This window comes from Ruegeria sp. K11, from assembly GCF_056531905.1.
The window spans coordinates 1-12,515 of record NZ_JBQFMP010000032.1 but is presented as its reverse complement, the minus strand read 5'-3'; the positions used below and the strand labels follow the sequence as shown (position 1 = coordinate 12,515).

General features: G+C 59.3%; 10 protein-coding genes and 1 pseudogene. 3 read left to right on the top strand and 8 right to left on the bottom strand.

The genetic code is table 11. The annotated features are described in order from the left end of the window. Positions 1-191: 191 nt before the first annotated feature. The 5 genes from ACR0K4_RS22750 to ACR0K4_RS22730 form a co-directional block, all read right to left on the bottom strand. Positions 192-1,505, bottom strand: a complete 1,314-nt coding sequence (locus tag ACR0K4_RS22750; protein ID WP_480855890.1) for a TRAP transporter large permease — start codon at positions 1,503-1,505, stop codon at positions 192-194. A gap of 4 nt (positions 1,506-1,509) precedes the next feature. Next, complete coding sequence (locus ACR0K4_RS22745; RefSeq protein WP_480522259.1) at positions 1,510-2,043, bottom strand: TRAP transporter small permease; 534 nt, start codon at positions 2,041-2,043, stop codon at positions 1,510-1,512. A 64-nt stretch (positions 2,044-2,107) separates the two neighbouring features. Next, positions 2,108-3,085, bottom strand: a complete 978-nt coding sequence (locus tag ACR0K4_RS22740; protein WP_480855889.1) for a TRAP transporter substrate-binding protein — start codon at positions 3,083-3,085, stop codon at positions 2,108-2,110. A gap of 52 nt (positions 3,086-3,137) precedes the next feature. Beyond that, positions 3,138-4,388, bottom strand: coding sequence for an NAD(P)/FAD-dependent oxidoreductase (locus tag ACR0K4_RS22735; RefSeq protein ID WP_480855888.1), 1,251 nt, complete (start codon positions 4,386-4,388; stop codon positions 3,138-3,140). Then, the gene (locus tag ACR0K4_RS22730) at positions 4,385-5,515 is read right to left on the bottom strand and encodes an enolase C-terminal domain-like protein (protein WP_480855892.1); all 1,131 of its coding nucleotides are present in this window, start codon (positions 5,513-5,515) and stop codon (positions 4,385-4,387) included. The genes ACR0K4_RS22735 and ACR0K4_RS22730 overlap by 4 nt, the downstream gene beginning before the upstream one ends. 97 nt (positions 5,516-5,612) lie before the next feature. Here ACR0K4_RS22730 and ACR0K4_RS22725 point away from each other — a divergent pair, with 97 nt between their 5' ends. Further along, positions 5,613-6,533 (top strand): LysR family transcriptional regulator, encoded by a 921-nt coding sequence (locus ACR0K4_RS22725; protein WP_480855887.1) that lies wholly within the window; start codon positions 5,613-5,615, stop codon positions 6,531-6,533. Here the strand turns inward: ACR0K4_RS22725 and ACR0K4_RS22720 are convergent. Further along, positions 6,494-8,188: a thiamine pyrophosphate-binding protein gene (locus tag ACR0K4_RS22720; RefSeq protein ID WP_480855886.1), complete on the bottom strand. Its 1,695-nt coding sequence runs from the start codon at positions 8,186-8,188 to the stop codon at positions 6,494-6,496. The two genes, ACR0K4_RS22725 and ACR0K4_RS22720, sit on opposite strands and share 40 nt — an antisense overlap. A gap of 111 nt (positions 8,189-8,299) precedes the next feature. On the opposite strand from ACR0K4_RS22720, the gene ACR0K4_RS22715 reads away from it, so the two are divergent. Together ACR0K4_RS22715 and ACR0K4_RS22710 are read left to right on the top strand one after the other, a co-directional pair. After that, positions 8,300-9,004, top strand: a complete 705-nt coding sequence (locus ACR0K4_RS22715) for a GntR family transcriptional regulator (protein WP_480855885.1) — start codon at positions 8,300-8,302, stop codon at positions 9,002-9,004. After that, the gene (locus ACR0K4_RS22710) at positions 9,001-9,720 is read left to right on the top strand and encodes an aspartate/glutamate racemase family protein (RefSeq protein WP_480855884.1); all 720 of its coding nucleotides are present in this window, start codon (positions 9,001-9,003) and stop codon (positions 9,718-9,720) included. The genes ACR0K4_RS22715 and ACR0K4_RS22710 overlap by 4 nt, the downstream gene beginning before the upstream one ends. Positions 9,721-9,729: 9 nt before the next feature. Here the strand turns inward: ACR0K4_RS22710 and ACR0K4_RS22705 are convergent, their stop codons facing one another. Both ACR0K4_RS22705 and ACR0K4_RS22700 read right to left on the bottom strand, forming a co-directional pair. Continuing rightward, the gene (locus ACR0K4_RS22705) at positions 9,730-11,403 is read right to left on the bottom strand and encodes an adenylate/guanylate cyclase domain-containing protein (RefSeq protein WP_480855891.1); all 1,674 of its coding nucleotides are present in this window, start codon (positions 11,401-11,403) and stop codon (positions 9,730-9,732) included. A gap of 317 nt (positions 11,404-11,720) precedes the next feature. Further along, positions 11,721-12,333: pseudogene (locus tag ACR0K4_RS22700) on the bottom strand (transposase); the annotation flags it as partial. Positions 12,334-12,515: the final 182 nt, after the last annotated feature.

The following is a 12,515-nucleotide window of genomic DNA, read 5'->3' as shown; positions in this document are numbered from 1 at the left end:
TGGGACTCATGCGGGCCGAGATCGAGCGCGACATGAAGCTGATGGGCGTCACCCGCGTCGATCAGCTTTCGCGTGACAACCTGCGGTTTCGTGACGCCGAGTTCGACTTCGCCACGCGCCAAAAGGCGGTTGCCTGAACCCAGATCAGCCAGGGGACTACTCCAACGGGCAGAGCGGTTCACGCAACCGCCCTACCCGCCCGGGCTCTGCCGCAGGTTTTCAGGCAGCCAGGTGGCAAGGTCGGGAAACCAGATCAGGATGAAGACCATCAGCACCATGATCAGAAACATCGGAATCGCCGCGCGTGCGATATAGCTCATCTCGTGGTTGGTCATGCCCTGCATCACGAACAGGTTGAACCCGATGGGCGGCGTGATCTGCGCCATCTCGACCACGACCACGATGAAGATGCCGAACCAGATCAGATCAATCCCGGCGTCGCGGATCATCGGCTCGACCACGGCCATGGTCAGCACCACGGACGAGATTCCATCCAGGAAGCAGCCAAGGATGATGTAGAACACCAGCAGGACCATCAAAAGTTCGAACCGCGTCAACTCCCAACCCGCAATCAGATCAGCCAGTCCGCGCGGCAGGCCGGTAAAGCCCATCGACAGCGACAGAAAGGCCGCGCCCGCAAGGATCAGGGCGATCATCGCGCTTGTGCGCGTGGCGCCCATCAGGCTTTCGGTAAAGGTCTTCCACGTCAACGATCCCTGCCCTGCCGCAAGCAACAGCCCGCCGATCACGCCAAAGGCCGCAGCCTCGGTCGCGGTGGCATAGCCCAGATACATCGACCCGATCACCACCATGATCAGCAGGATCACGGGCAGCAGAAACCGCGAGTTCTTGACCTTTTCCGAGAAGCTGAGCTTGCCTTCCTCATTCGGCTGCCAATCCTTGCCCAGCTTCGAATAGATCGCCACATAGCCCATGAACATCGCGGCCAGCACAAGCCCCGGCAGGATGCCCGCAAAGAACAGCTTGGTGATGGATTCGTTGATGGTGACCCCATAGACGATCAGCGTCAGCGATGGCGGGATCATCAGCCCCAGCGTCGCAGCACCGGTCAAAGTACCGATGATCATCCGTTCGGGATAATTGCGCTTGCGCAGTTCCGGGATCGACATTTTGCCGACCGTGGTCAGCGTGGCCGCGGATGAGCCCGACACGGCGGCAAAGACGGTGCAGCCCACGATATTCGTATGCACCAGACCGCCGGGCAGCGGGGCCATCCATGGCGACAGGCCCTTGAACATGTCCTCGGATAATCGCGTTCGATAGAGGATCTCGCCCATCCAGATGAACATCGGCAGCGCGGTCAGGGTCCAGGAAGACGATGCCGACCAGATGGTCGTGATCATCACGTCACCGACGGGTCGGGTCGTGAACAGCTCCATCCCGACCCAGGCGACGCCCATCAGGGCCAGCCCGACCCAGACACCGCTGCCCAGAAGGGTGAACAGAACGAAGAGGAAGAGGATGATGACAGACAGGTTTTCCATGCTCTTATTCTCCGTGGCTCTGATCAGCCAGATCGCGGGTGATCCGGTGATCGCCTTTGAACAGCACATGGAACAGGTGATCGGTCAGGGCGATGGCCAGGATAACGGCCCCGATCAGCATGGTGGATTGAGGTATCCAAAGCGCCGTTCTGTCCTGCCCCTGACTGACGTCATTGAACTTCCAGCTCCAGTAGACAAAGCGGTAGGCGTACCAGCAGAAATACCACATCACAGCGGCTCCGATGGCAAAGCACCAGATTTCAAGGATCCGGCGAACCTTGTCGGACACCGCGTTCAACAGGATCGACACGCGGATGTGACTGCCCCGGTTCAGGGCGTTGGCGAAGGCCAGAAATGATGCTGCGGCCATTGCATAACCGGCATAATCGGGCGCGCCAGGAAAAACCTCTCCGGTCCAGCGGGCCAGCATCTGCACCACGATCAGCAGCAGGATGGAGATCAGGCTGAGCGCCGCCAGAACCCCTGCCGCCAGATAGATGAAATCCAGTACGGACCGAAGTCCTCGCAATGCCGCCATACCGTCCCCGCTGTGTTATGATTTGTTTGTGGGCGGCAGTTTGCTCCGCCGCCCACCCGCGCAGTTACTGCGAGGACTGGAACGCATCGACGATGGCCTTGCCCTCGTCCCCTGCGGCTTCCAGCCATTCGTTGGTCATGGTCACGCCGATCTCTTTCAGCTCGCCCACCATCTGATCCGAAGCCGGGCCAACGGTCATGCCGCCGTCACGCAGACCTTGCAGCGTGAACCCGGTATATTCCTTGGCGCGCCAGTTGCCTGCGTATTCAGCCAACTCGGCACAGGCTTTGATGACGTTCTTGTTGGTGTCCGACACGCCCGACCAGACATCCGAGTTCACCATCACGTAGTTGCGCGGCAGCCAGGCGTCGACCTCGTAGAAATAATTCAGGCTTTCCCAGACCTTACGGTCGTACCCGGTCGATCCCGACGACACCATCGAATCCGCCACGCCGGTTGCAAAGGCCTGGCTGATCTCGGCCGCTTCGATGGTCACAGGCAGCATCCCTGTCAGCTCGGCCAGACGCGAGGTGGCGTTGTTATACGAGCGGAACTTGATGCCTTCCATATCCGCGACCGAGTTGACCTCGTTCTTGAAATACAGCCCCTGCGGCGGCCAAGGTACCGCGTAAAGCAGCGTCAGGTTCTGTTCGGCCAGCAGCTTTTCAATGGACGGCTTTGCGGCCTCCCACAGCTTGGCGCTGTCGTCGAACGAGGTTGCCAGGAACGGGATCGAGTCAAACCCGAACAGCGCGTTTTCATTCTGGTGGCCAGACAGCAGGCGTTCACCAATCGGGGCCTGCCCGGTCTGGATCGCGCGCTTGATGTCCGCTCCTTTGAACAGTGAGCCCGAAGGGTGGGTGACGATTTCGATCTCGCCGCCTGTGCCGGTGGTGACGCATTTGGCAAACTCTGCCCCCGTGGCCGAGTGGAAGTTCGACGCCGAGTAAGCCATCGGCATATCCCATTTTTCGGCCAGAGCGGGTGCGGCTGACGCTGCAGTCAAAGCAGTTGCTGCCATTAGGTTTGTTAGTTTTTTCATCGTATTCTCCCTATTGAATTTCCAGTTGCCGATGGTGTTCACCGGCCATTTCTTATGTTGCGTAACGCGAGGGTGCATAGACGCTCATATCCGTATTCGGGGTCCGGCCCGCGACCATCTGCGCCAACAGGCGTCCTGTTTTTGGGCCACCGGTCAAACCGATATGATGGTGACCAAAACCCATATAGGCACCGTTAATCCTCGGAACCGCTCCGATCACCGGGATCGAATCCGCCGGGGCAGGCCTGTGCCCCATCCATTCCACTTCCTCCTTCCATGTCACGCCCGGAAAGGCGGCCCGGGCATTCTTGCGCATCAACTCAAACGGTGCGCGTGAGGGCGGGGCGTCCAACCCGCCGAATTCAACTATCCCTGCCAAACGTATGCGCCCGTCCATCGGTGTGGCAACAAATTTGCCTGATGCCACCATGACCGGGCTACGCGGCATGGCAGAAGGTTCTACCAATTCAAGATGATAGCCGCGTTCGCTTTCAAGGGGAACAGAAACCCCCAATCGTTTCGCCAAAGGCCCCGACCAGACCCCGGCCGTCACAATCGCGCTGTCGCAGGGAATGGTCTCGGCACCCGTTCGCACCCCTGTAACACGCCCATTGTCGCGTAGTACGTCCTCGACATGGGCACGAATGATCCGACCGCCATTCTTCTCGACATGCGCGGCCAGGTCCTTCACATAACGCCCCGGATCGGTGATGTGACCATGATCTGACAGCTTGGCGGCAAAACCGATATCCGTGCTGAAAACCGGATCATAATCGTGAAAGGCTTTGCCCTCCAGTTCTTCCCACTGAAAACCATGCTTGCGCCGGATGCCCCAGCCAAACGCGTCACCTTCGAACTGGGCCCGATTGCCATAAAGGAACAGATAATCTGACGGCACAATCCACTTTTCAGCGCCCGTCCCTGCCGCCAGAGCCTTGTGGTCATTCAAGCTGTCTCCGACAATGGGCGTCAGGGCAGCCGCAATCCGTTCAACATCGGCGACGTTCGCGTGGCTCAGATATTGCCTGAGCCACGGGAGCAATTTGGGAAGGTACCCCCATTTCAGAAACAACGGCTGAGAACGGCTGAACAGCATCTTTGGCGCTTTCCCAAGCAGACCGGGAACCGTCACCGGCACGATCGAGCAGGATGCCAACACCCCGCCATTGCCGTGGGATGTGCCCTCGCCCGGTCCCGCTTTGTCGATCAGGATCACGTCATGACCATCGCGTTGCAGCCAGACCGCGGCGGACACTCCGACAATTCCTGCACCGATGATGGCTATGGTTTTTTTGTCGCTCATGCCACCGCCCTTGCCACCGCGTAGTGATCCAGTTTGGCCACAACCGGCCTGCCGCCCAACCCCGGGCCGTCGGGAACAGCCACCTGACCGTTGCGGACCGGGAACGGCTCTTCCAGAATGTCCTGAAACAGGAAGTAGGACGCCTGATAGAACTCGCAGCCCAGCGTGATTTCTGGGGTTGCCGCGATCATATGCGTACCTGCCAGATGGGCCAGACCGGCTTCGAACATATCACCACCATAGGCCGTCAGGCCGTGTGACGCCGCCATCCGCGCGACCGTCTGACTGCGGGTCAGACCACCAGATTTCATGATTTTAACCGACACACCGTCGCAAATGCCCTCGCGCGCAGCGCGTTCCATATCCTCGGGGCCAAAGACACTTTCATCTGCCAATAGCGGCACATCGGTCATCCCGCGCAACTGGGCCATCATGCCAAAATGGTGCGCGCGGACGGGTTGCTCGATGAAATCCGGGGCGAACTGTGCCACATCCCGCACCCGCGCCGGAGCCTCTTCGATGCTAAGACCCTGATTATAGTCCACACGGACAGAGAAATCGGGATGGGACTGCGCCAGATGTTCCAACCGCATGATGTCAAACGCGTGGTCCTTGAACCCTGTCTTGAGCTTCACGATCCGGATGCCATCAGCCTGCAGCTGCGCCAACAGATCGATATCCTGCCCGAAATCGGGGTTCGCAATCGAACAGCTGAGCGGGATCGTTCCTCGGCAGCGGCCCCCCAGCAGGGACCAGACCGGCACCCCGCAGATTCGGCCCGCAAGGTCCAAAAGGGCCGTTTCCAATGCCGCCTTCGCCTCGGTACAATGAGCCACGGCATAAGCCGCGCGCGCCATTATCGCAGACCGGTCCCCAACCCGCGCACCAACAACAAGCGGGCGCAAATAACGGTTCAGCGCGGCATAGGTGGCCTCGGGCGTACCTGTGAACACGGACCAGGGCGAGGCCTCGCCAAAGCCTTCGGTTCCGTCCTCGGATCTCAGCCGCAGGATGACAATTTCGCACGCACCTTCGACGGATCCTATCCCATGATCGCGACGGGATGTAACCGGCAGCTTCAGGTGCCACAGGTCATACCCGATGATTGTCTGCTCCAGATCGCCCATTGCACCCCTTGCCAGTGGCATCAGCCTGCCTTGACCGGCATATCATTTCAAATACTATTTCTTCGGCACTTCATCAGATAAAATGATAGGCTGACTTATGTCTCTCCGCTTTCGTCAATTGCAGGCCTTTCACGCCATCATGGAGACCGGCACCGTGACTGGCGCTGCCTCGGTGCTGGGCATCTCGCAACCGGGCATCAGCAACCTGTTGGCTCAGCTGGAACGCGAAGCGCGGTTGCCGCTGTTTGAAAGAACCAAGGGGCGTTTGTTGCCAACACCCGAGGCCGAGCTGTTGTATCGCGAGGTCGATACAGTCGTGCGCGGATTGGATCACGTGGCGCAGGCGGTGTCGGATTTGCAGAACAAGCACCCGGGTCAGTTGCAGGTTGCAGCTCCGCATCTGCTGTCGTTTGGGTTCATGCCGCGCGAAATCGCCCGCTTTGCGCAAAGCCGACCCAACCTGTCGGTCAGCTTTCAATCGCAATACTCCTCGAAAATTCAGGAATGGGTGATCTCGGGCCTGTTCGAGATCGGCATTGTCGAGATGCCAATACTGCATGATACGCTGAATTATCAGGTGTTCCGATTTGAAACGATGGCGACTTTCCCGGACACCAGTCCTCTGGCAGCGCATGAGGTGCTGACACCCGAGATACTTGAGCACGAGCCATTCATCGTCATGGGCCCGGAACATCAGACCCACCGCCGGACCCGCGATATCTTTCAAGCTGCAGGACGCACGTGGCGGACGCAAATCCACACTCATCTTTCGGAAAACCTGTTGAGTTTTGTCAAACAGGGTATGGGCGTGGCGATGATCGACCCGTTTACCGTCACCTTCGACGGTGAAAACGGATACCTGACCCGTCCCTTCCGGCCGGCCGTCATGCTGGACCTTGCGATAATCACCGCCAAAGGACGCCCCCTGTCTACGATAGCGCAGGAGTTTCTGGCCCAGCTCACCCCGTCAATCGCCTCTTACGCGACCCATTCCGAGACCGGCGCCGCTGCTTCGTGAAGGGGTTGCGAATGGATATCGACCAATGTCGGGCCGTCATGTTCGATGGCTTGCCGCAGAACACCAGGCAGATCGGCGGGGTCCCGGACCGTCCATGATTTAACGCCAAAGGCGGCGGCCACGGCTGCGTGATCGGTGCGGTTGAAATCAACATTGTAATACCGCTGACCAAAACCCGCATTTTGCCCGGCCTTGATCCAGCCAAAGACCGAGTTCGAGAACACAATCGACGTAATCGGCATGTTGTGCCGCACCATGGTTTCGAACTCGCCGCAGGTGAACCCGAACGAACCGTCGCCCATGACCGACAGTGTCTTGACCGAGGGTCGGCCCATATGCGCGCCCATGGCAGCCCCCAGCGAATAGCCCAAAGCCCCGTGCGCCCGGTTGGTGATGAACTGCCGGCCCGGCTTGCGCCAGCGATAATGCGCACTGAAATAGGGGCACGGCGTGCCGGGATCAGCGACCACAATCGCATCGTCATCGAGGATTTCCATCAGCGCGGCCATCACCGCCTCGGGGCGGATCGGCGTTTCGCGACTGGCGGCCAGAGGGGCGAAGGCGGCCAGCTTGGCCTCCCATGCGGCGCGGGCTTTGGCCGTGCCACCCAGATTGGGCAAGTCCCGACGAGCCTGCAGCGCATCCGCCAAGGCCTCAAGCGCCAGACAAGCATCGGCGCAGATCGCGACCTCGGTCGGATAGTTCGCGCCGATCACCATCGGGTCGCTGTCGATATGGATGATAGTGGCATCGCGTCCGGGGCTGCGCCAGCGTTCGGTCGTGACCGACCCGGCGCGGCAACCTATGAACAAGACGACATCGGCAGCGTCCACCACGGCGCGGGTCGCAGGCACACCGCCGTTCGACCCCACCACGCCCAGGGCCAGCGGATCAGTTTCAGCAATCGCACCTTGACCCGAGACTGTGGTGGCAACCGGCATGTCCAGCAGGGCTGCAACCCGGCGCAACGCATCTTCAGCGCCAGACAGAACCGGGCCGCCCCCGCACACCGCCACAGCGGATTTCGCCTGCGCCAAAATCTCGGCAGCGGCTTCAATCGCATCCGGGTCCGGCCCCGCCCTCTCGGCCGGAAAGCTGCGATGCCGCGCATCCGCCCAAATTTCGGCCTCGTCCACAGGCGCTTTCTGAGTGTCAAACGGCAGCGCCAGATGTGTCGCGCCGGGTGTGCCTGTCGTCATCGCGCGGAATGCCGCGCGAACCATGGCCGGCAGACGAGTCGCGTCATCCAGCGATGCGTTCCATTTCGCCAACGGCTTGAACAGCGCCGGTTGGTCCAGTTCCGTCAAAGGGTACTTCCCCCGACTGGTTGTCGCCACATCCGACGTGATTGCCAGAATCGGAACAGAGCTTTCGTTGGCCTCAACCACACCCGGCAGAATATAGGTCGCGCCACCACCGGAAGGGCCCTCACACACGCCCGGCTTGCCTGTCACGCGGGCATAGCCATCGGCCATATAGGCTGCGTGACGTTCATCTCTTGTCAGAATGTGCTGAATTCCGTGGTCCATCCGGGCCAGCGCATCATAGAACGGCAACGTGGTATCCCCACACAGGCCGAACATATGCGTCACCCCATGCGCTTCGAGCATACGCACCATGGCTTCCGCTCCGGTCAGATGGTTTGTGCCCGTCATTGCATGTCGCTCCTATGGCTTCAAAATTGCGCACAGACCTGTATACAGTATTGTATATTGATTTCAAGACATGCCTGTGTCACCTGTCGATCAGGAAAAAGGACGAAGGTCATGGCAGGTCCACGGGTTGATGACATTTATGATCAGGTCAAGGCGATGGCGGTGTCTTTCCGGCTACGTCCCGGCGACCGGTTGAACGAGGTCGCGCTGTCCCGAGACCTTGGGGTCAGCCGCACCCCCCTGCGCGAGGCGTTAAACCGGCTCGTCGCTGAACGGCTGTTCGATTTTCGCCCCGGTCAGGGTTTTTTTTGCCGCCCGCTGGACGCTGAAAGCGTTTTCGATCTGTTCGAACTGCGCCAGATCATAGAAGTAGCGGCCGTGCGCGCGGCATGCGTGAAGGCGACGGATGGCGATCTGCAGGCGCTCTGCACTGAGCTGTATGAGACCGGGATTGACATCACCGGCCTGACCGTCGAAGACGCCGTCAACCGGGACGAGGCCTTCCATCTGGGGATCGCAAAACTATCCGGCAACAACGAGTTGCTTCAGACCCTGATGCGGATCAACGAGCGCATCCGGTATATCCGCTGGATATCCATGAGCATGGACCGGGTGCATCGCTCGAAAGATGAGCATAAACGTGTCATGCAGGCACTGATGGACCGCAACGGAGATCAGGCGGCCGACATACTGGGCACGCATATCGCCAAGCGGATGGATCAGGTTCAAGACGCCGTGCGTGAAGGAATATCCAGCATCTACATGGAAGGGTCCGAGAACATCTCGAGCCGCATCATCGAGGAGGCCAAGACATGATCGCGAGGGGCGGCAAATCCATCTACGGCGCATCGGTCGGAATCCTGATGCTGGACGCCCGGTTTCCCCGCATTCCCGGCGACATGGGCAATGCACAGACTTGGCCCTTTCCCGTGCTCTACCGCATCGTCCGCGAGGCCTCGCCAGATCGGGTGGTGCGGCACAAGGCCGATGGCATGCTGGACGCGTTCATCGACGCCGCCCGGGAACTGGTCCGCGATGGCGCGGACGGGATTACCACCAATTGCGGCTTCCTGTCGCTTTTCCAAAATGAACTTGCGCAGGCCGTGCCGGTGCCAGTTGCCACCTCTTCGCTGATGCAGGTGGGAATGGTGAACCGTATCCTGCCCGCAGGAAAACGCGCAGGGGTCCTGACAATCTCGGCCTCATCCTTAAGCGACGACCACCTGCTCCTTGCCCAGGTTCCGGCCGATACGCCCATTGGCACAACCGAAGGGGGCCAGGAATTCACCCGCGCCATTCTGGGCAATGAAGAGGCTTTGGACGTGGAGAAAGCCCGTTCGGATAATGTCGAGGCTTCGCTTGCCCTGCAAGCCGTCACCCCGGATCTGGGCGCGATTGTGCTGGAATGCACCAATATGTGCCCTTACGCGTCGGACATACAAAAGGCGACCGGCCTGCCCGTCTTTTCAATCGTGTCCTTCGTCAACTGGTTCCAATCCGGGCTGACCCCTCCGGTCTACCCGTTAAGCTAAGGTCGCGCGTCAGGAGAGTCTCAGTTTCTTTCGCAACGGCCCGCTGTTTTTCACGATGACTGCCTCGACCTGCCCCGAGACACCCGGAATGGCAATTCCGTGAGTCTGACCCAACATCTCGGCAATGCCCAGCCCGCACATCTCGTGCATGTATTTTGAATAAACAATGGCGGCATCCACTTTCCGCGCCACAGTCTCAAACGCCTCGGCTGTGATCGAGACATTGCCAATCGCGGTCACGGCACTGGGGGCTACCTGCGCCGAGCTCTTTCCCACGCGCCCGATCACCGCCCGCCCCGAGTGAACGCCAATAGCAACAGACAATGGCTGAACCAGCTGTTTGTCCAGCAGACCGCTGTCGTCCTGCAGCAGCAACTGACACTCCGCCGCCGCCGACAGAGCCGCACGCGCGGCTTGCGTCTTGTGAGTCTCAAGGCCAAAAACGGCCGTCAGCCCGTCATTTGTGAATTTGTCGACAACGCCGCCCTGCAACTCGATCTGCTCGACCATCAGGTCCAATAACTGGTTGAGCACAAAGATCACATCATAGGGCAGAGCTTTGTCCACGAATGGCCGAAACTCTTTGATCTTGAGGTGCAGCACGCTGACCTCACGTTCGACCCCCCATCCAAACGGGTCCGATTTCAGAGGCGTCGACGACGCGCGTCGCGGTTGGATCAGAGGCCGAACATCGACATCACCCACAACACGCGCCTGACAGGCCAGACGCATATTTGGCTCGGCATTGATCTTGTCCAGCAGCTTGCGCTCGGCCGGCCCAACCGGGCTGAGCCCGTCTTGTTCCGACATGACAACCACCCGACAGGTCGAACAGCGCGCCCGCCCGCCGCAAATCGACATATGCTCAATGCCGTTGTCGCGGCTGACATCCAACAGCGTCTTGCCCGGCGCCGCGTCCAGCACAAGGTCCCGACCGTAAGACACCTGAACCCGTTTGCGCAGGTTCATGGCGAAATACAACAGCCCGAAAAGCAGCAACACCGCGCTAAGAATAATGATGACCCATCCCTGAGCCGCTGTCTGATAAGATGAAACCGCCCCACGCACCTCACTCAGCCGCACAGCCAAACCTGCCACTTCGGAACCGTCTGGTGCAAGCCCAAGACGCAGTAGCTCGCGCTGCGCTGCCACCATCCAACCCGCAATGGCCACAATCGGAATCGCCACCGCGACGGGCAGAAGGATCAACAGCCCGTCCTTATACCAGGACTTGGATCGCAGCCAAAAATGAACCCCGACCATCCCGTGCACCCAGACCAGCAGAAGCAGGGCATTCTGTTTGACCGCCGACACGGGCCAAAGCAAAGACAGCTCCTGCAGGTAGCTGACCGGCACCCCGGTCAACACCTCGGACCCGCGCGTGACAATGACATGGCTGACCAGCCAGTACGGGATCGCCAGCCCCAATAGGATCTGAAACCAGCGCCAAAACGGCATCTTCAGACTGCGAATGCTTAGAATACTAAGCGCGCCCAACAGGATATGAACGGCGAAGGACCCATAGAGCAGAGCCGTACCGGGAACAGAACTCCAGACATAGGACATGACGGACAGCATCCTGTCCATCCAGGCCAGAGAGACCAACCCAAGGCCATGGTTGATGAAATGACCGGTCGCATATGCCAACAAGATCAAACCCGACCACAGCCGAGCCTGCTGCATCACCGAGCCTCTCCCATTCGCCCTGATCACCCGTTGACCGCTTTCCATACCTGCAATCCGCCACCTTATTTAGTTCCTATTTGACCTAGCGGATTGAGCGCGCGCGGGTAGCGGAAACAAAGGAGTTCGGGTGCCACGCAGTTCACTTTAAGGTGCAGTTTTTGTGAATGGCGTTGGATACTGGTTTTGGGAGAGGATTTGCACCTGTGACGTTCAAGTGACCGAGCCCCCTGAAATTAGACCATTGTGGTGTTAGCAATCGGTCCAAGCAAAGGATGGGCTATGAAACGCAGTTTTAGTGACGAACAGATCATTGGGAAGATCAAGGGATACGAAGCTGGTGTGAAATCCTGCGTAAGCAGCTCCCTGTTCAGCAGCGCCGTGATGCGGCGATATCCATAGGTTGGACGCTTCGCCACCAACGCCTGTATGTGTGGCAGGACCGCCGTATCTTGGGCTTTATGATAGCCCCGACGCGGCTTTGCGCTCCCGTTCACCCGGTCATGCAGGTTGGAACGGGAGACCTCCAAAATATCGGCGACGGTTTTCATAGCAAATCGTGCCGTTTCGGCGACAGCGCAAGCAAGGTCGGTTTTTTGCCAGTGACTTGTCGAGGGCTTCCTTCAGGATTTCTACTTCCATCGTCTTGCGCCCGAGCTGGCGTTCAAGTTCCCGAATGCGAGCCTCCATGCCACGGACCGTCTTGTTTCCGGTGACGCTGTCATTTGCGGCCAAGGCGATGCTTCCCCCTTCGAGCATGAGCTTGCGCCAACGATACGGAAGATTGGGAGCCACACCATTGCGACGCGCAACAGCAGAGATGCTCTGCCCCTCAAACATCGTCTCTTCTACGATCCGCAGCTTGTCAGCCGCAGACCAGTGACGACGGCGGCCACCGTCGGTGATGATTTCAATCTCAGACATGAGCATGTGCTTAAGGCTATCCTTAAGCCTCCTTGGTCAGGCCAAGGTGCCCGGTCTAAATGGGGGCCAGTTCACGAACTGCTTACGGCTTTGCACCTCTGACCTTCAGGTTATGAGCCTGACGAGGTTTGATCGTTAAGCAAACAGTCCGGTGGACTGTTTGTGGATCGAACGTGCTGTTTGGATTT

Bases quoted from the DNA above. Each gene is read 5' to 3' on its own strand.
- ACR0K4_RS22750 (WP_480855890.1), bottom strand. From the start codon at position 1,505: ATGGAAAACCTGTCTGTCATCATCCTCTTCCTCTTCGTTCTGTTCACC.
- ACR0K4_RS22745 (WP_480522259.1), bottom strand. From the start codon at position 2,043: ATGGCGGCATTGCGAGGACTTCGGTCCGTACTGGATTTCATCTATCTG.
- ACR0K4_RS22740 (WP_480855889.1), bottom strand. From the start codon at position 3,085: ATGAAAAAACTAACAAACCTAATGGCAGCAACTGCTTTGACTGCAGCG.
- ACR0K4_RS22735 (WP_480855888.1), bottom strand. From the start codon at position 4,388: ATGAGCGACAAAAAAACCATAGCCATCATCGGTGCAGGAATTGTCGGA.
- ACR0K4_RS22730 (WP_480855892.1), bottom strand. From the start codon at position 5,515: ATGGGCGATCTGGAGCAGACAATCATCGGGTATGACCTGTGGCACCTG.
- ACR0K4_RS22725 (WP_480855887.1), top strand. From the start codon at position 5,613: ATGTCTCTCCGCTTTCGTCAATTGCAGGCCTTTCACGCCATCATGGAG.
- ACR0K4_RS22720 (WP_480855886.1), bottom strand. From the start codon at position 8,188: ATGACGGGCACAAACCATCTGACCGGAGCGGAAGCCATGGTGCGTATG.
- ACR0K4_RS22715 (WP_480855885.1), top strand. From the start codon at position 8,300: ATGGCAGGTCCACGGGTTGATGACATTTATGATCAGGTCAAGGCGATG.
- ACR0K4_RS22710 (WP_480855884.1), top strand. From the start codon at position 9,001: ATGATCGCGAGGGGCGGCAAATCCATCTACGGCGCATCGGTCGGAATC.
- ACR0K4_RS22705 (WP_480855891.1), bottom strand. From the start codon at position 11,403: ATGCAGCAGGCTCGGCTGTGGTCGGGTTTGATCTTGTTGGCATATGCG.